The 17,026-nt window shown below is 60.4% G+C and carries 16 protein-coding genes and 1 pseudogene; 12 read left to right on the plus strand and 5 right to left on the minus strand.

The window, feature by feature from the left end; genetic code table 11:
* Positions 1-90 precede the first annotated feature (90 nt).
* A complete protein-coding gene (locus BFQ00_RS17890; protein ID WP_065934269.1) occupies positions 91-1,908 on the plus strand; it encodes a flavin monoamine oxidase family protein in 1,818 nt (605 codons plus the stop codon).
* A gap of 67 nt (positions 1,909-1,975) precedes the next feature.
* Here the strand turns inward: BFQ00_RS17890 and BFQ00_RS17895 are convergent, their stop codons facing one another.
* Together BFQ00_RS17895 and BFQ00_RS17900 are read right to left on the minus strand one after the other, a co-directional pair.
* Positions 1,976-2,179: a hypothetical protein gene (locus tag BFQ00_RS17895; protein ID WP_065934270.1), complete on the minus strand. Its 204-nt coding sequence runs from the start codon at positions 2,177-2,179 to the stop codon at positions 1,976-1,978.
* A gap of 187 nt (positions 2,180-2,366) precedes the next feature.
* On the minus strand, positions 2,367-3,407 hold the full coding sequence (locus BFQ00_RS17900) for a threonine aldolase family protein (protein WP_065885447.1): 1,041 nt from the start codon (positions 3,405-3,407) through the stop codon (positions 2,367-2,369).
* A gap of 90 nt (positions 3,408-3,497) precedes the next feature.
* On the opposite strand from BFQ00_RS17900, the gene BFQ00_RS17905 reads away from it, so the two are divergent.
* The 9 genes and pseudogenes from BFQ00_RS17905 (at position 3,498) to fdhA (ending at position 13,507) form a co-directional block, all read left to right on the plus strand.
* The gene (locus tag BFQ00_RS17905) at positions 3,498-4,226 is read left to right on the plus strand and encodes a TraX family protein (protein WP_065934271.1); all 729 of its coding nucleotides are present in this window, start codon (positions 3,498-3,500) and stop codon (positions 4,224-4,226) included.
* Positions 4,227-4,243: 17 nt separating this feature from the next.
* A pseudogene (locus tag BFQ00_RS30100) lies at positions 4,244-4,333 on the plus strand (outer membrane lipoprotein carrier protein LolA); the annotation flags it as partial.
* Between the two features lie 151 nt (positions 4,334-4,484).
* Positions 4,485-5,738: a serine hydroxymethyltransferase gene (gene glyA / locus BFQ00_RS17910; RefSeq protein WP_065934272.1), complete on the plus strand. Its 1,254-nt coding sequence runs from the start codon at positions 4,485-4,487 to the stop codon at positions 5,736-5,738.
* Positions 5,739-5,760: 22 nt separating this feature from the next.
* Positions 5,761-7,011, plus strand: a complete 1,251-nt coding sequence (locus tag BFQ00_RS17915; RefSeq protein ID WP_010207084.1) for a sarcosine oxidase subunit beta — start codon at positions 5,761-5,763, stop codon at positions 7,009-7,011.
* 15 nt (positions 7,012-7,026) lie between these two features.
* Positions 7,027-7,329: a sarcosine oxidase subunit delta gene (locus tag BFQ00_RS17920; RefSeq protein WP_065885450.1), complete on the plus strand. Its 303-nt coding sequence runs from the start codon at positions 7,027-7,029 to the stop codon at positions 7,327-7,329.
* Positions 7,326-10,343, plus strand: coding sequence for a sarcosine oxidase subunit alpha (locus BFQ00_RS17925; protein ID WP_065934273.1), 3,018 nt, complete (start codon positions 7,326-7,328; stop codon positions 10,341-10,343). The genes BFQ00_RS17920 and BFQ00_RS17925 overlap by 4 nt, the downstream gene beginning before the upstream one ends.
* Positions 10,344-10,459: 116 nt before the next feature.
* Positions 10,460-11,092 carry a sarcosine oxidase subunit gamma gene (locus BFQ00_RS17930; RefSeq protein ID WP_065934274.1) on the plus strand — a complete coding sequence of 211 codons (633 nt, stop codon included), beginning with the start codon at positions 10,460-10,462 and terminating at the stop codon, positions 11,090-11,092.
* 161 nt (positions 11,093-11,253) lie between these two features.
* Positions 11,254-12,111 (plus strand): formyltetrahydrofolate deformylase, encoded by an 858-nt coding sequence (purU, locus tag BFQ00_RS17935; RefSeq protein WP_016977808.1) that lies wholly within the window; start codon positions 11,254-11,256, stop codon positions 12,109-12,111.
* Positions 12,112-12,307: 196 nt separating this feature from the next.
* Positions 12,308-13,507 (plus strand): formaldehyde dehydrogenase, glutathione-independent, encoded by a 1,200-nt coding sequence (gene fdhA / locus BFQ00_RS17940; RefSeq protein WP_065885453.1) that lies wholly within the window; start codon positions 12,308-12,310, stop codon positions 13,505-13,507.
* Between the two features lie 100 nt (positions 13,508-13,607).
* On the opposite strand, the gene BFQ00_RS17945 is transcribed toward fdhA, so the two are convergent.
* Together BFQ00_RS17945 and BFQ00_RS17950 are read right to left on the minus strand one after the other, a co-directional pair.
* Entirely contained in the window at positions 13,608-14,009 is a 402-nt protein-coding gene (locus BFQ00_RS17945) for a DUF3757 domain-containing protein (RefSeq protein ID WP_065934275.1), read from the minus strand.
* 281 nt (positions 14,010-14,290) lie between these two features.
* On the minus strand, positions 14,291-14,749 hold the full coding sequence (locus tag BFQ00_RS17950) for an anti-sigma factor domain-containing protein (protein WP_065894111.1): 459 nt from the start codon (positions 14,747-14,749) through the stop codon (positions 14,291-14,293).
* A 124-nt stretch (positions 14,750-14,873) separates the two neighbouring features.
* Here BFQ00_RS17950 and BFQ00_RS17955 point away from each other — a divergent pair, with 124 nt between their 5' ends.
* On the plus strand, positions 14,874-15,446 hold the full coding sequence (locus tag BFQ00_RS17955; RefSeq protein WP_065934276.1) for a DUF2780 domain-containing protein: 573 nt from the start codon (positions 14,874-14,876) through the stop codon (positions 15,444-15,446).
* Here the strand turns inward: BFQ00_RS17955 and BFQ00_RS17960 are convergent.
* The gene (locus BFQ00_RS17960) at positions 15,443-16,330 is read right to left on the minus strand and encodes an acyltransferase (protein WP_065934277.1); all 888 of its coding nucleotides are present in this window, start codon (positions 16,328-16,330) and stop codon (positions 15,443-15,445) included. The two genes, BFQ00_RS17955 and BFQ00_RS17960, sit on opposite strands and share 4 nt — an antisense overlap.
* Before the next feature lie 230 nt (positions 16,331-16,560).
* On the opposite strand from BFQ00_RS17960, the gene BFQ00_RS17965 reads away from it, so the two are divergent.
* Positions 16,561-17,016: a retropepsin-like aspartic peptidase RloA2 gene (locus BFQ00_RS17965; RefSeq protein WP_065934278.1), complete on the plus strand. Its 456-nt coding sequence runs from the start codon at positions 16,561-16,563 to the stop codon at positions 17,014-17,016.
* Positions 17,017-17,026: the final 10 nt, after the last annotated feature.

The raw sequence follows: 17,026 nt of genomic DNA on the forward strand, positions 1-17,026 counted from the left end.
GGTCTTCTACGCTATGAATTGAATTCGTCGTTGTCGCCCTTCGCAGTGAAGCAGTAGGTGGACGTCCTCTTCCCTCCAAGGATGCCCAACATGTCTGCTATTCCTTCCCGCACTAAAGGCGCGTTGCGCTTGCTGGCTAACGATGTCACCGCACTTGTTCCAGACTTCCCTTTTCATTACGCCCAGTTCCTTGATCAGGCTGCCAGCAACGGTACGCCGTTGGGGCAGGTTTCCATTAGTGCCCTCGGTAGCAAGGTATTGATCGTTGGGGCGGGCGTCGCCGGCCTTGTCGCGGCTTATGAAGCCATGCGCATGGGCTTGCACCCTGTGGTAGTGGAGGCTGGCGACCGTATTGGCGGGCGACTCTATTCCTATGTGGCGGGCGATCCAGAAGACGCAGCCAACAGCGTCATCTGCGAGATGGGCGCCATGCGTTTTCCCGTTTCCGGCAAGGCGTTGATGCACTATTTCGACAAGGTCGACATGAGTGCCAATTCGACGGACTTTCCTAACCCCGGTTCGCCCGCAACCCCCAGCACAGTGGTCGATTATCAGCAGCGCCAGCTCTATTACGAAGGTGATAACTTGCCCGAGGAATATGCCGAAATTGAGCGTAAGTTGTTCGACGTTTTCCTGGAGCAGGACCCAATCAAGTTCAGTGAGATGGAAGCTGCAATGTCCGAGGGCAGCATTGATCAGGCGAAAATCAAGACACTGTGGAACGCGATTATTGACGCAGGGTGGGACAATCTCAGTTTTTTTGCCGCCATGGTCGAGCAGGCTGGCTGGAGCCGCGAAGACATTGATCTGTTTGGCCAGATCGGTTTTGGTACGGGTGGGTGGAATACCGACTATCCGAACTGCTTTCTTGAGGTGCTGCGAGTGCTGTACACCGGCCTGGATACCAACCATAAATTGATGTACGACGGTTCCAGCGAGCTGCCTCGCCGGCTGTGGGGGCGTAGCCCTGATGTGATGGGCGACAGCATGGCCCACTGGTCTGCAGGTACCACCGTCGAGAGCCTGAGCACCCAGGTCATTCCCCAGATTTTCAAGCAGGAGGTGCGACAGATCATGCGGCGCTCGGACGGCCAGTTCGACGTGTGGATTTTTGATCACAACCTGGGAAGCAGCCACCAATACACTTTCCCTGCCGTGGTCTATACACCCCACAAACGGATTCTGGACAAGTTCCGCTATATGGATGGTGCCGAACGCTTCAACCTCATGAATGGCCTGCTGTCTGCTAAAGAATGGGAAGCGGTGATGTACACCCATTACATGCAGTCGGCCAAAATCTTTGCCCAGACCAAGAGGCCCTTCTGGAACGATGTGGGTGTGGACCAACAATACCGGATGAGTGTGACGTTATCGGACCGTATTACCCGAGGCACCTACCTGCTGGACTACGCTGCGAGTCACGGTGCCTACAGGGGCAGCGGAATGTTTTTGTCTTACACCTGGAATGACGACAGTCTCAAGTTCCTGGGTGATCGCATCGCGCCGTTGCCGTCCCATGTGGCGGTATGTTCGACCTTGCTGGATTCAGTGTATGCCCATCATCAGTTGGACCTTGCCGCAGAGTTCGGCATGACCGATCCATTTGTCGAAATCAACTGGGAAGAGCAGCCGTTTTTTCTATGTGCTTTCAAGATGAACCTGCCGGGGCAGTACGAATACCAGCGCCTGTTGTTTTCACAGTTCATGAACGGTGTGCATAGCGAGAACCCCGATGGGTTCATTCTTGCAGGGGATGATGTGTCCTTTACCGGTGGATGGGCGGAAGGCGCGGTGACCACTGCGCTGAACGCGGTTAACAAGCTGGCGGTGAAGTTCGGTGGAGGCACCTTTATCAATAACCGTGGCCCCATTGACGATTGGACGGCGCTCCAGCCGAAGGCATTGTAGGTAAGCGATGGTCAGTACCGCGTCGGAGGTCATGAGTCTCCGGCGCGGGCCCTAGGCGTTAGCAGGATTACTGGGCGTAGATGTGTACGACGAAGTGCTGGCCTGAGGCTGTCAGTTCATAGACTTTGTCGTAGATCCTCAGCGTCCTCGATGGCTCGCGGATGGTGTCGCCGACCTTTGCGTATTTCCTGAACTCATCCCAGTCGATAACGGTGGTGCCGATGGTGTTGTCGCCTTGCACCAGGGTGTTGACGTTGCTTTGATATTCCATGATTGAGCTCTCCATTGGATTTGCAGCCGATTATTCGGCAGGCAATAAACCCGGAAGGTGGCAGTTATCGCTGCGTTTTCCTTGCGGGTTCCAAGAGGCTAGACAATGAAATCCGAGTGCGCTGCTGTCAGAAATATCAAAAAACAGACTCGGCAATCGGCCAGCACGCACCGTTCTGATTTCTACTTCAAGCGTTCATCACTTCCCTGATGTCGGCTGCCAATTCTCTTACACGCTCTTCTTCGGTATCCCACGCACACATGAAGCGCGCGCCGCCTTTGCCGATGAAGGTGTAGAAGCGCCAGCCCTTGGCCGTCAAGGCTGCGATAGCCGGTTCCGAGAGTTGCAGGAACACGCCGTTGGCCTGCACCGGGAACATCAATTCCACGCCGGGGATGTCCGCCACCAGGCTGCTGAGCAATTGCGCGCAGTGGTTGGCGTGGCGAGCATGCTTGAGCCAGGCGTCGTTTTCGAGCAGGCCCACCCATGGCGCGGACAGGAAGCGCATTTTCGACGCGAGCTGGCCGGCCTGTTTGCAGCGGTAGTCGAAGTCTTCGGCCAGCTTATGGTTGAAGAACAGGATCGCTTCGCCCACGGCCATGCCGTTCTTGGTGCCGCCGAAGCACAGCACGTCCACGCCGGCCTTCCAGGTCAGGTCGGCCGGCGAGCAGCCCAGGAACGCACAGGCGTTGGAGAAGCGCGCGCCGTCCATGTGCAGGTTCAGGCCCAGCTCTTTGCAGGTGGCGCTGATGGCGCGGATTTCTTGCGGGGTGTAGACGCTGCCGACTTCGGTGGCCTGGGTGAGGGTGACCACGCGCGGTTTCGGGTAGTGAATGTCCTGGCGCTTGAGGGCGATTTCGCGGATCGACTCCGGCGTCAGCTTGCCGTTTTCGGTGCGTGCAGTGAGCAGCTTGGAGCCGTTGGAGAAAAACTCCGGCGCGCCGCACTCATCGGTCTCGACGTGGGCGGTTTCCGAGCAAATCACGCTATGGTAGCTCTGGCACAGCGAAGACAGCGCCAGGGAGTTGGCGGCGGTGCCGTTGAAGGCGAAGAACACTTCGCAGTCGGTTTCGAACAGATTGCGGAAACCGTCGGCGGCGCGGTGGGTCCACTCATCATCGCCATAGGCACGTTGATGGCCCTGGTTGGCTTGTTCCATGGCGGCCCAGGCTTCCGGGCAGATGCCGGAATAGTTGTCGCTGGCGAATTGTTGGCTCTTGTCGGTCATGGCCCATTCCTGTGGTCGATGTTGGTGCGCACTTTAACCAAGATTGGGAGGGCGGCGCACGCACTGTAAATGCAAAGTCGGTGGGGAATTATGCACGGTACTGACACCTTGCCTGTCGGACATGTCCGAGATGGCGGTTTGGACCTGCTCAAGTGGCTGGCGCTGCTGAGCATGGTGCTGGATCACCTGCGCTATGTGGGCCTGAGCCTCGATGGCCTGTATGTGCCCGGGCGCCTGGCGTTCCCATGGTTTTGCCTGGCGATTGCGGCGAATCTGCACCGGGCTCGGAACGCCCCGGTGACCGGCCACTGGCGCTACTTGGGTTGGTTGTTGCTGTTCAGCGTGATCAGCGAAGTGCCGTATCGGATGTTCATCGAAGATGCCGATACCTTGAACGTATTGCCGACCCTGGCGCTGGGCCTGCTGGTTGCCCGAGGATGGCAGCAGAAGGCGGTGGTTGATCGAGGATTGGCGCTGATCGCCGTCACGGTGGCGGCCGTGTTTTCAACCCAGTTGATGTTCGGTTTCTTTGGTGTATTGCTGCCGCTGGCGATGCTGCTGGTGTTTCGCCGGCCCTGGTATTTCAGCGTGGTGCCGGGTTTGGTCTGCGTCGCCGCCAATCAATGGCAGATTCTGCTCAATAGCGGCTCGTTTGTGGCGCTGTCGGGGTTGGCTGCATGTCTGATTGCGCCGCTGGCAGGATTGGTCTTATTGCGACACGCCAGAAACGTCTCACCACCGGCCATGCGCCGTTGGGCCTATGCCCTCTATCCAATGCACTTCCTCCTGCTGTTACTCCTTCGCAAACTCATCGCCTAACCCATGTAGGAGCGAGCTTGCTCGCGAAAAACGTCAACGATAACGCGCGCTGCCTGATTGAGCGTGGTGCCCTCAGGTTTTTCGCGAGCAAGCTCGCTCCTACAGTTTGTCGGCCCTCAGTCAGCATTTGCTCAGGCCATGTCGTAAACGCACCTTTGCGTGGCGTGCGCAGGCATTTGGTCCACACGCGCCAGCCCTACCATCGCATCAAAGGGCCCTGCGAGGGCCTCAACAATACGAAAGGCTGGGAGAGACGCGATGTTCAGCAAACAAGACCAGATCCAAGGATATGACGACGCACTGCTGGCGGCGATGAATGCCGAGGAGCAGCGTCAGGAAGACCATATCGAGCTGATCGCGTCGGAGAACTACACCAGCAAGCGTGTGATGGAAGCGCAAGGCAGCGGCCTCACCAACAAATACGCCGAAGGTTACCCAGGCAAGCGTTACTACGGTGGCTGCGAGCATGTGGACAAGGTCGAGGCCCTGGCCATCGACCGCGCCAAGCAGCTGTTCGGTGCCGATTACGCCAACGTGCAGCCGCACTCCGGTTCGTCCGCCAACAGCGCGGTGTACCTGGCGCTGATCAATGCCGGCGACACGATCCTGGGCATGAGCCTGGCCCACGGCGGCCACCTGACTCACGGCGCCAAAGTGTCGTCCTCGGGCAAGCTGTACAACGCGGTGCAATACGGCATCAACACCGACACCGGCCTGATCGACTACGACGAAGTCGAGCGCCTGGCCGTGGAGCACCAGCCGAAAATGGTCGTGGCCGGTTTCTCCGCCTACTCCAAGACCCTGGATTTCCCACGTTTCCGTCAGATTGCCGACAAGGTGGGCGCGCTGTTGTTCGTCGACATGGCCCACGTCGCCGGCCTGGTTGCCGCCGGTCTGTACCCGAACCCGCTGCCCTACGCCGACGTGGTCACCACCACCACCCACAAGACCCTGCGCGGTCCGCGTGGCGGCCTGATCCTGGCCAGGGCCAACGAAGCCATCGAGAAAAAGCTCAACGCTGCCGTATTCCCCGGCGCCCAGGGCGGCCCGCTGATGCATGTGATCGCCGGCAAGGCGGTGTGCTTCAAGGAAGCGCTGGAGCCCGGCTTCAAGGCGTATCAGCAGCAGGTGATCGACAACGCCCAGGCGATGGCCGAGGTGTTCATCAAGCGCGGCTACGACGTGGTCTCCGGTGGCACCGATAACCATTTGTTCCTGGTCAGCCTGATCCGTCAGGGCCTCACCGGCAAAGAGGCAGACGCCGCCCTCGGTCGCGCCCACATTACCGTCAACAAGAACGCCGTGCCCAATGACCCGCAGTCGCCCTTCGTGACATCGGGCCTGCGTATCGGCACCCCGGCGGTGACTACCCGTGGTTTCAAGGTGCCGCAATGCATCGAGCTGGCCGGCTGGATCTGCGACATCCTCGACAACCTCGGCGATGCCGATGTCGAGGCCAACGTGGCCAAGCACGTGTCTGCCCTGTGCGCTGATTTCCCGGTTTATCGCTGAGCGCGGTTTTGGAGTAATGACTATGCAACGCTACTCGGGCTTCGGCCTCTTCAAGCACTCCCTCAGCCACCACGAAAACTGGCAGAAGATGTGGCGCACGCCAACCCCGAAAAAGGTCTACGACGTGGTCATCGTCGGCGGCGGCGGGCATGGTCTGGCGACCGCCTACTACCTGGCTAAAGAGCACGGCATCACCAATGTGGCCGTGGTCGAGAAAGGCTGGCTGGGCGGCGGTAACACCGCGCGCAACACCACCATCGTGCGCTCCAACTACCTGTGGGATGAGTCGGCGCACCTGTACGAACACGCGATGAAACTCTGGGAAGGTTTGTCCCAGGACCTGAACTACAACGTGATGTTCTCCCAGCGCGGCGTGTACAACCTGTGTCACACCCTGCAGGACATCCGTGATTCCGAGCGCCGCGTCAGCGCCAACCGCCTCAACGGCGTGGACGGCGAACTGCTCAATGCCAAGCAGGTGGCCGACGAGATCCCGTACCTGGACTGCTCGAAGAACACCCGCTACCCGGTGCTCGGCGCCACTGTGCAACGTCGCGGCGGCGTGGCCCGTCACGATGCCGTGGCCTGGGGCTTTGCCCGCGCCGCCGACGCACTCGGCGTGGACTTGATCCAGCAGACCGAAGTGATCGGCTTTCGCAAGGAAAACGGCGTGTGCATCGGCGTGGAAACCAACAAGGGCTTTATCGGCGCCAAGCGCGTCGGTGTGGTGACCGCCGGTAACTCCGGGCACATGGCTTCGCTGGCCGGTTTCCGCCTGCCGATCGAATCCCATCCACTGCAAGCCCTGGTATCGGAGCCGATCAAGCCGATTATCGACAGCGTGATCATGTCCAACGCCGTGCACGGTTACATCAGCCAGTCCGACAAGGGCGACCTGGTGATCGGCGCCGGTATCGACGGCTACAACGGCTACGGCCAGCGCGGCTCGTATCCGGTGATCGAACACACCATCCAGGCCATCGTCGAGATGTTCCCGGTGCTCTCACGGGTGCGCATGAACCGCCAGTGGGGCGGCATCGTCGACACCACGCCGGACGCGTGCCCGATCATCTCCAAGACCCCGGTCCCGAACATGTTCTTCAACTGCGGGTGGGGCACCGGTGGCTTCAAGGCCACGCCGGGCTCAGGCAACGTGTTTGCCGCGAGCCTGGCCAAGGGTGAAATGCACCCGCTGGCCGCACCTTTCTCCATCGACCGTTTCCACAACGGTGCGCTGATCGACGAACACGGCGCTGCGGCCGTCGCCCACTAACAGGAGAACCACCTCATGTTGCATATCTTCTGTCCTCACTGTGGCGAACTGCGCTCCGAAGAGGAATTCCACGCGTCCGGCCAAGCGCACATCCCGCGCCCGCTGGACCCGAATGCCTGCACCGACGCTGAGTGGGGCGACTACATGTTCTTTCGCGACAACCCCCGTGGCCTGCACCACGAACTGTGGATTCACGCCGCCGGTTGCCGCCAGTATTTCAACGCCACCCGCGACACTGTGACCTACGAAATTCTTGAAACCTACAAGATCGGTGAGAAGCCTCAGTTCACCGCCAAGGCCTCTGGAGAGAAGGTATGAGCCAGATCAATCGCCTGTCCAACGGTGGCCGGATCGACCGCAATAAAGTCCTGACCTTCACGTTCAACGGCCAGAGCTACAAAGGCTTTGAAGGTGACACCCTGGCCGCTGCCCTGCTGGCCAACGGCGTCGATATCATCGGGCGCAGCTTCAAATACTCGCGCCCGCGCGGCATCTTTGCCGCCGGCGCCGAAGAGCCGAACGCGGTGCTGCAGATCGGCGCCACCGAAGCCACCCAGATTCCCAACGTGCGCGCCACGCAACAGGCGCTGTACCAGGGCTTGGTCGCCACCAGCACCAACGGCTGGCCGAGCGTCAACAACGACATGATGGGCATTCTCGGCAAGGTCGGCGGCAAGCTGATGCCGCCGGGCTTTTACTACAAAACCTTCATGTACCCGCAATCGTTCTGGATGACCTACGAGAAGTACATCCGCAAGGCAGCCGGTCTTGGCCGCTCGCCGACCGAGAACGACCCGGACACCTACGACAACTTCAACCGTCATTGCGACGTACTGGTGGTCGGCGCAGGCCCTGCCGGTCTCGCCGCAGCACTGGCGGCCGCGCGCAGCGGTGCGCGGGTGATCATCGCCGATGAGCAGGAAGAGTTCGGGGGGTCGCTGCTCGATTCCCGCGAAAGCCTCGACGGCAAGCCGGCCACCGAATGGGTTGCCAGCGTCATCGCTGAACTCAAGGCCCTGCCGGACGTGGTGCTGCTGCCCCGCGCCACCGTCAACGGCTACCACGACCATAATTTCCTGACCATTCACGAGCGCCTCACCGACCACCTTGGCGACCGCGCGCCGATTGGCGTGGTGCGCCAGCGTATCCACCGTGTGCGTGCCAAGCGTGTGGTGCTGGCGACCGGTGCGTGCGAGCGCCCGCTGGTGTACGGCAACAACGACGTGCCGGGCAACATGCTGGCCGGTGCGGTCTCTACCTACGTGCGTCGCTACGGCGTGGCACCGGGCAAGAAACTGGTGCTGTCGACCAACAACGACCACGCCTACCGCGTTGCGCTGGACTGGCTCGACGCCGGCCTGCAAGTGGTTGCGGTGGCCGATGTGCGCCACAACCCACGCGGTGCCCTGGTTGAAGAGGCTCGCGCCAAGGGCATTCGTATCCTCACCGGCAGCGCCGTGGTCGAAGCCCGTGGCACCAAGCGTGTGAGCGCTGCCCGAGTGGCTGCGATCGATGTTAAAGCCCATAAAGTCACCAGCCCCGGCGAGTGGCTGGACTGCGACCTGGTGGCCAGCTCCGGCGGGTACAGCCCGGTGGTGCACCTGGCTTCGCACCTGGGCGGCAAGCCGACCTGGCGTGAAGATATCCTCGGTTTTGTGCCGGGCGAAGCGCCGCAAAAACGCGTGTGCGTCGGCGGTATCAATGGCGTCTACGGCCTCGGTGATTCCCTGGCCGACGGTTTTGAAGGCGGCGTGCGCGCGGCCAGCGAAGCCGGTTTCGCCCCGGTTGAAGGCGTGCTGCCCAAAGCCCTGAGCCGCCTTGAAGAACCGACCCTGGCGCTATTCCAGGTGCCCCACGAAAAAGCCACTGCACGGGCGCCGAAGCAATTCGTCGACCTGCAGAACGACGTCACCGCCGCCGCCATCGAACTGGCGACCCGCGAAGGTTTCGAGTCGGTCGAGCACGTCAAGCGCTACACCGCATTGGGCTTCGGCACCGACCAGGGCAAGCTGGGTAACGTCAACGGTTTGGCCATCGCCGCCCGTTCGCTGAACGTGACCATCCCGCAGATGGGCACCACCATGTTCCGTCCCAACTACACGCCGGTGACTTTCGGTGCGATAGCGGGCCGTCACTGTGGGCACATTTTCGAACCGGTACGCTACACCGCGCTGCAAGCCTGGCACGTGAAAAACGGCGCCGAATTCGAGGACGTCGGCCAGTGGAAACGCCCGTGGTATTTCCCACGCAACGGTGAAGACCTGCACGCCGCCGTGAAGCGCGAATGCCTGGCCGTGCGCGACAGCGTCGGCCTGCTGGATGCGTCCACCCTCGGCAAAATCGATATCCAGGGCCCGGACGCGCGTGAGTTCCTCAACCGCATCTACACCAACGCCTGGACCAAGCTGGACGTGGGCAAGGCGCGCTACGGCCTGATGTGCAAGGAAGACGGCATGGTCTTCGATGACGGCGTGACTGCCTGTCTGGCCGACAACCACTTCCTGATGACCACCACCACCGGCGGCGCCGCCCGCGTACTGCAGTGGCTGGAAATCTACCAGCAGACCGAATGGCCGGACCTCAAGGTGTATTTCACCTCGGTCACCGACCATTGGGCGACCATGACCCTGTCCGGCCCCAACAGCCGCAAGCTGCTGGCGGAAGTGACTGATATCGACCTGGACAAGGACGGTTTCCCGTTCATGACCTGGAAGGAAGGCCTGGTCGGCGGCGTTCCGGCGCGGGTGTTCCGTATCTCGTTTACCGGCGAGCTGTCGTATGAAGTCAACGTGCAGGCCGACTACGCCATGGGCGTGCTGGAAAAGATCGTCGAGGCCGGCAAAAAGTACAACCTGACCCCGTACGGCACCGAAACCATGCACGTCCTGCGTGCCGAGAAGGGCTTCATCATCGTCGGCCAGGATACGGACGGCTCGATGACCCCGGACGACCTCAACATGGGCTGGTGCGTGGGCCGTACCAAACCGTTCTCGTGGATCGGCTGGCGTGGGATGAACCGTGAAGATTGCGTGCGCGAAGAGCGCAAGCAATTGGTGGGCTTGAAGCCGATCGATCCGAATGTGTGGCTGCCGGAAGGCGCGCAGTTGGTGTTCGATCCGAAGCAGACGATTCCGATGAAAATGGTCGGCCACGTGACTTCAAGCTATGCGCACAACTCCCTGGGTTATTCGTTCGCCATGGGCGTGGTGAAAGGTGGTTTGAAGCGCATCGGCGAGCGAGTGTTCTCGCCGCAAGCGGATGGCAGCGTGATTGAGGCGGAGATTGTGTCTTCGGTGTTCTTTGACCCCAAGGGTGATCGGCAGAACATTTGAGTCGCCTGCATCGGGGGCAAGCCCCCTCCCACATGTTGAAATGCATTCCTCTGTGGGAGGGGGCTTGCCCCCGATGAGGCCATCAGCCTCACAACAGAATTCAGAACAGGTGCTTTATGACAGCAGCCAATGTTTACCAACAACGTCCCACCACCGGCGCCAAGGCCGAGTCGTCGCTGCACCATGCCGACCTCGCCAGCCTGGTCGGCAAGGGCCGCAAGAACGCCGGCGTAACCGTGCGTGAAAAGAAACTCCTCGGCCACCTCACCATTCGTGGCGATGGCCACGATGCAGCGTTCGCCGCCGGCGTGCACAAGGCCCTGGGCATCGAACTGCCCGGCGCCCTGCAAGTCATCATCAAAGGTGAAACCAGCCTGCAATGGCTCGGCCCGGATGAGTGGTTGCTGATCGTGCCGAGCGGTGAAGAATTCGCCGCCGAGCAAAACCTGCGTGCCGCGCTGGGCGATTTGCATATCCAGATCGTCAACGTCAGCGGCGGCCAGCAGATTCTTGAGCTGAGCGGCCCGAACGTGCGCGACGTGCTGATGAAGTCCACCAGCTACGACGTGCATCCCAACAACTTCCCGGTGGGCAAGGCAGTGGGCACGGTGTTCGCCAAGTCGCAACTGGTGATCCGCCACACGGCTGAAGACACTTGGGAACTGCTGATCCGTCGCAGTTTCTCGGATTACTGGTGGCTGTGGCTGCAGGATGCCTCGGCCGAGTTCGGTCTGAGCGTTCAAGCCTGACATGGCGCTCGCGCTGTCTCACCCCTTAACTGTAGGAGCGAGCTTGCTCGCGAAAAACTCAAAGACGCCGCGTTCATTCAGCATGCACGCATCATCGTTGGCGTTCTTCGCGAGCAAGCTCGCTCCTACAGTAGATAGCGTTGTTTGAGGAGTTAACCGTAATGAGCCGCGCGCCTGATACATGGATTTTGACCGCCGACTGCCCCAGCGTGCTCGGCACGGTGGACGCGGTCACCCGCTACCTGTTCGAGCAGGGCTGCTATGTCACCGAGCACCATTCGTTCGATGACCGCCTCTCGGGCCGTTTTTTTATTCGGGTGGAATTCCGTCAGCCTGATGGCTTTGACGAGCAGGGTTTTCGCGATGGCCTGGCCACGCGCGGTGAAGCGTTTGGCATGATCTTCGAGTTGACGGCGCCGAACTACCGGCCAAAAGTGGTGATCATGGTCTCCAAGGCCGATCACTGCCTCAACGACTTGTTGTACCGCCAGCGCATTGGTCAGCTGTCGATGGACGTGGTCGCGGTGGTGTCCAACCACCCCGATCTGAAACCTTTGGCCGACTGGCATCAAATTCCCTACTACCATTTCCCCCTCGACCCCAACGACAAACCGTCCCAGGAGCGTCAAGTGTGGCAAGTGGTGGAAGATACCGGCGCCGAACTGGTGATCCTTGCGCGCTACATGCAAGTGCTGTCGCCGGAGCTGTGCCGCAAGCTGGACGGCAAGGCCATCAACATTCATCACTCGTTGCTGCCGGGGTTCAAGGGCGCCAAGCCGTATCACCAGGCGTACAACAAGGGCGTGAAGCTGGTCGGCGCCACGGCGCATTACATCAACAACGATCTGGATGAAGGGCCGATCATCGCCCAGGGTGTGGAAGTGGTGGACCACAGCCACTATCCCGAGGATCTGATTGCCAAGGGGCGGGATATCGAAGGGCTCACGTTGGCGCGGGCGGTGGGGTATCACATTGAGCGGCGGGTGTTTTTGAACGCCAATCGGACGGTGGTGCTCTGACTGGCGCCAATCGGGGGCAAGTCGAATCGTCGCACCGCCCCTCCCACATTTGAAATGCGTTCCCCTGTGGGAGGGGGCTTGCCCCCGATGAGGCCCTCACCCACAACACAAGAAACAGCATCTGTACCCAAGCACTTAACGCGCTGCCCACTCAACGGGCAACGCAGTTCCATAAAAACAACAGCGAGGTGAAAGCATGTCTGGTAATCGTGGTGTCGTGTATCTCGGCAACGGCAAGGTCGAAGTACAGAAAATCGACTATCCCAAAATGCAGGACCCGCGCGGCAGGAAGATCGAGCATGGCGTCATCCTGCGCGTGGTTTCCACCAACATCTGCGGCTCCGACCAACACATGGTGCGCGGCCGCACCACTGCCCAGACCGGCCTGGTGCTGGGGCATGAAATCACTGGCGAAGTGATCGAGAAGGGCAGCGACGTCGAAAACCTGAAGATCGGCGACCTGGTCTCTGTCCCCTTCAACGTAGCCTGCGGTCGCTGCCGCTCCTGCAAGGAAATGCACACCGGCGTGTGCTTGAGTGTCAATCCGGCGCGCCCGGGCGGTGCCTACGGCTATGTCGACATGGGCGACTGGACGGGCGGCCAGGCCGAATATGCGCTGGTGCCTTACGCCGACTTCAACCTGTTGAAACTACCGGACCGCGACAAGGCCATGGAGAAAATCCGTGACCTGACTTGCCTCTCCGACATCCTGCCCACCGGTTACCACGGCGCCGTCACTGCCGGCGTTGGCCCTGGCAGCACGGTCTACATCGCCGGTGCCGGCCCGGTCGGCCTGGCCGCTGCCGCGTCAGCACGTCTATTGGGCGCTGCCGTGGTGATTATCGGCGACGTCAACCCGATCCGCCTGGCCCACGCCAAGGCCCAGGGTTTCGAGATCGCCGACCTGTCCACCGACACGCCATTGCACGAACAGATTGCCGCGCTGCTCGGCGAGCCGGAAGTGGACTGCGCCGTCGATGCCGTCGGCTTTGAAGCACGCGGCCACGGCCACGACGGCGTCAAGGCCGAAGCCCCGGCCACCGTGCTCAACTCGCTGATGGGCGTGGTGCGCGTGGCCGGCAAGATCGGTATCCCCGGCCTCTACGTCACTGAAGATCCAGGTGCCGTCGACGCCGCTGCAAAAATGGGCAGCTTGAGCATTCGCTTTGGTTTGGGCTGGGCCAAATCCCACAGCTTCCACACCGGGCAGACGCCGGTGATGAAGTACAACCGCCAACTGATGCAGGCGATCATGTGGGACCGTATCAACATTGCCGAGATCGTCGGCGTGCAGGTCATCAGCCTGGATGACGCGCCACGCGGTTATGGCGAGTTCGATGCGGGTGTGCCGAAGAAGTTTGTGATCGATCCGCATAAGCTGTTCAGTGCGGCGTAAAGCGTTGAACGAATGAAAAGGGCGACCCGCGGGTCGCCCTTCTCTTTTGCAAATAATGCTCAAACCCGTGGCCGCGCATCCTGCTAAGTGAAAAAATCCATTATTTGTAAGTGAACGAACATTTGGAAATGTCCGTACTTTTGCAGAAGCCGCCATCCCATTGTGTGCCCGATGCCGCAGCCCAGTCGTTGACGGGTTTCAGCGTGACCCTTACACCGGCATCACCCTCTCCCTCATAGCTGCAAATGACCGCTTTGGTTTCGGCTTTGTACTTGGCGTCAGTGAATTTGGAGTCATCCAAGTAGTTGGGTTTTGCTTGCGGGTTCTCACCTTCCCAGGTGAGACCGTTGGGGCCAGGCGCCTTGTAAGAGTACCCACCGCCCTCCATTGCTGTTTGCTTGATGGTCGAGATGGGTGGGCAAGTTGCCGTGTCCGCGTAGGCATTCCCCATCAGTGCAAGCAGTGTGAAAGCGCCCGCCGTCAATGCGATTTCATCATTCAAATCCTTCTGGTTTCAGTTGCGAGTGGAGCCTGGATCTTCGAATGCCCTGTCAATAGCGTCTACTGTCAGAAATGACAGTTAGTTAGTGTGATTTTTTATAAAGAAAATAAGCTTTATTTCGAATGGCATTTAAGAGTGCAGGTGAACGCCTCTGGCACTGAAAAACAAATGTGGGAGGGGGCTTGCTCCCGATTGCGGTGGCTCAGTCAGTAAAGTTGTGACTGAACTACAGCTATCGGGAGCAAGCCCCCTCCCACATGGGTTTTGTAGTGGTTGGGGGATCAGCGTGTGGCCAGTGCGCCCTGGTAGACGGTCGGGCCTGTGGGTTGTTTGCTGATGGAACCACCCTTGGTCTCCGAACTGACCATCAACTCCACCGGCTTGCTGATGGTTTCCTGCTGGCGCGGGTTCAGGCCGATGATGCCCTTGCCGTCCTCCGGCAACAGGCCCAGGGACACAGGCGTGCCATCTTTGGGAATTGCCCACAGCTCCAGGCTCTGGTCCGGTGCAGGTGCCGTGGCGGCAATCGGCTGCACTTCCAGGTAATCCTTGTGGGCCATGATTTGTGCGGCCGGCTGCTGGGTGGTGGTCACCAGGGTCGCCGCGGACTTGACGCTGTCCTGGGTGTAGAGCGCGCCACCAATACCGGCAACAACCACCGCGCAGGCGCCAATGAACAGGCGAGGGCGGCTCCAGAATGCAGGCTTGTGCTCAATCGCTTCGGGGTGGATCGCAGTCATAAGTCTCTTCCTGACAAATTTTGTAGTCAGTTCATGGACCCGCTTATCCCCAATGGGTTCCGGAACATCCGTCGGTATACCCAGTCCAAAGCGTGCTTTGCACCTATCTCCTGAGGTTGTCTTGATGAAGATTTCACGCGGTTTTGCCCTTTCCTGCCTGTTGAGCGTGGCCGCCGGCCCGGTCTTCGCCGCAGGTTTCAGCCTTGGCGATGCAGCCAACGCCATTTCCGGCATGCAGGGTGGCAACAACAAAGCTGCCGCCGCCGCGCCGACATCGGAAACGGCCGAGCTGCTGACGGCCCTGACCTCGCAACTCAATATCACCCCCGAGCAAGCGGTCGGCGGCACCGGCGCCATGCTGGGCCTTGCCAAGAACAAACTGAGCGGCAACGACTTTTCGCAGCTGGGCAACAGCGTGCCAGGCCTCGATCAACTGTCGGGTAACAATGCATTGGGCAGCCTCGGCGCCTTGAGCGGGATGCTCGGCCAGAACGGCGGCAGCAAGACCAGTGGCCTGGACGGCCTGCTGGGTAACGTGAAAAACACCAATGACTTGAACACCGCATTCAGCGCCCTGGGCATGGACAGCGGCATGATCGGCCAGTTTGCCCCGGTGATCCTGCAATACCTGGGCGGTCAAGGTGCCAACAGCTCATTGCTGAGCAAGCTGGCCCAGGCCTGGGGCACCGGCAGCTAAGGCTGCTCGGCGCGCAATTGTTCGATGCGCGCATCCTTCTCCTTCCAGAGCTGGTTGACCCAGTTCTGGACGGTCTGGCGAAATGCCGGATCGTTCTCGTAATCCCCCTGCCACAACGCCGGGTCCAGGTCACGGGTGCGGATATCCACAATCACCTTCGGCACCGCGCCGCTGATCAAATCCCAGAACCCTGGAATCCTGGGTTGTGGGTAGACCACGGTCACGTCGAGGATGGCGTCCAGTTGCTCACCCATTGCCGCCAGCACAAACGCGACGCCGCCGGCCTTGGGCTTGAGCAGCCGGCTGAACGGTGAATCCTGCTGTGCGCGTTTGGCCTCGCTGAACCGCGTGCCCTCCAGGTAATTGACCACGGTCACCGGCTGGCGCTTGAACAGCTCGCAGGCCTCCCTGGTGATTTTCAGGTCCTGCCCTGCCAGCTCCGGGTGTTTGGCCAGGAACGCCTTGGTGTAGCGCTTCATGAACGGGTAATCCAGTGCCCACCAGGCCAGGCCGAGGAAGGGCACCCAGATCAGCTCTTTTTTCAGGAAGAATTTGAAGAACGGCGTACGCCGGTTCAGCGCCTGGATCAATGCCGGAATATCCACCCAGGACTGGTGGTTGCTGATGACCAGGTAAGAGGTATCACCCCGCAGGTTCTCACCGCCGCGAATATCCCATTGGGTTGGAATGCACACGGCGAAAATCAGCTTGTCGATCTCGGCCCAGGTCTCGGCGATCCACATGACTGCCCAGGACGCATAGTCACGCGAGCGGCCCGGCGCCACCAGTTTGAGCAGGGCGAACACCATCAAGGGGCCGATCAGGATCAGCGTGTTGAGCAACAGCAGCAGTGTGACCAGACAGCCGGTGAGCAGGCGGCGCATAAATAACTCTTGGAATCTTGTGGGCTTGCCATCATAAGCAAGGTGAGTCTAGAGGCCAAATCGCAAATGGCCGGACGAATGTTTCACAATGTGCCGGTTATGCTCGGTCATCCAACTAAGTGCTGTGTGTGCGGTCTAGAATTCGCCACTTCTTTCGAGGAAATCATGCCGTGAAATTGCTCCTTGCCGCGTTTGCCCTAGCTATTCCCGTTCTGGCTGCTGCGCCTGCCATGGCCGCCGAACCGACCCTCTACGGTCGCTACGAATACATCCAGTTGCCGGAAATCGGCCAGACCTTCAAGGCCAAGATGGACACCGGCGCGCTGACCGCCTCGCTGTCGGCCCGTGACATCGAGACCTTCACCCGTGATGGCGACGATTGGGTGCGCTTCCGCCTCGGCGGCAGCGATGCGGGTAACAAGGTCTACGAACACAAGGTGTCACGCATCAGCAAGATCAAGAGCCGCGCCGACGAAGATGAAGACAAGGACGAAGCCAGCGTGGCCAAGCGCCCGGTGATCGACCTGGAAATGTGCCTGGGCGACGTCAAGCGTACCGTGGAGGTCAACCTTACCGACCGCAGCAGCTTCAACTATCCGCTGCTGATCGGCGCCAAGGCCCTGCGTGAATTCGGTGCGGCGGTGAACCCGGCGCGTCGCTACACCGCCGACAAACCGGACTGCTGACGGACCCACA

Source organism: Pseudomonas sp. 28 E 9 (assembly GCF_900004785.1).
Classification (GTDB): domain Bacteria; phylum Pseudomonadota; class Gammaproteobacteria; order Pseudomonadales; family Pseudomonadaceae; genus Aquipseudomonas; species Aquipseudomonas orientalis_A.